General features: G+C 78.1%; 1 protein-coding gene. It reads right to left on the bottom strand.

All coding sequences use genetic code 11. The features are described 5' to 3' along the window. The coding region (locus FNQ90_RS25510; RefSeq protein WP_182608473.1) for a zinc finger domain-containing protein at positions 1-666 on the bottom strand (666 nt) is incomplete at its 3' end. Positions 667-784 lie beyond the last annotated feature (118 nt).

Below are 784 nucleotides of genomic sequence, written 5' to 3'. Positions count from 1 at the left end.
GTGGGCCGCGGCGAGGTCGACGCGACCCGGATGCGGGGTCGCGCGGGGGGTGCTGCCGCGTGCCGCGCCGTCGGGGGCGATCCGTCGGCGTCGGCACGGCTCGCCGACCGGGGCGTGGCACCACTCGCAGCGCACGGTCAGGGCGTCGGGCAGCCCCCGGGCGATGGCCGCCTCGCGGGCCGCGCGGGCGGGCCGGTAGGGCGCCAGAGCTGCTCGGGCCGGGGCGGGGATGCAGGAGCCGACCTCCCGCAGCCGCGCCTCCAGTTCCGGGCGGGGCCGGGCGCCGGTGATCTGCCGGAGGTGGACCGGCGCGGTCCTCCCGCTCGCCACGGCCCGTCGGGTACCGGCCAGTTCGGCGTTCCAGGCCACCGGATCGTCCGGGTCGGCACCCGGGGTGGGGTCGGTGTGCCGTTGCAGGCGGTCGCGCCGATGGGCTCGCCATGCGCGGGCGATGTCCACCGGCATGATCGGGTACGGCGAGGTCAGGACGTGCTCACGGGCGACCACACGGGCGTCCCAGCCCTGCGGCGTGGCGGCGGGGACCTCGGCGAGCAGCTCGTGCCAGCGGTCGAGCTGCTCGCGGACCTCGGCCGGGTCGGTGCGGATGGTGCGGGGGTCCAGCCGGCCGATGTAGGCCAGCAGGGCGGCGCTCTCCCGACGGTCCACGGCTACTCCGTTCCGGTCGGCTCGTCCAGGGCGGCCAGCAGGGCCGCGGTGTGCGCCTCGGCGCGGGTCATGCCACCGGGGCGGGTGGTGTTCCCACCGGTCGGGAAGCTGGGATGGG

Origin of the sequence: Streptomyces alkaliphilus, assembly GCF_014141535.1 — a bacterium.
In the GTDB taxonomy this organism is placed as follows: domain Bacteria; phylum Actinomycetota; class Actinomycetes; order Streptomycetales; family Streptomycetaceae; genus Streptomyces; species Streptomyces alkaliphilus.
This window is presented reverse-complemented; position numbering and strand designations above follow the sequence as displayed.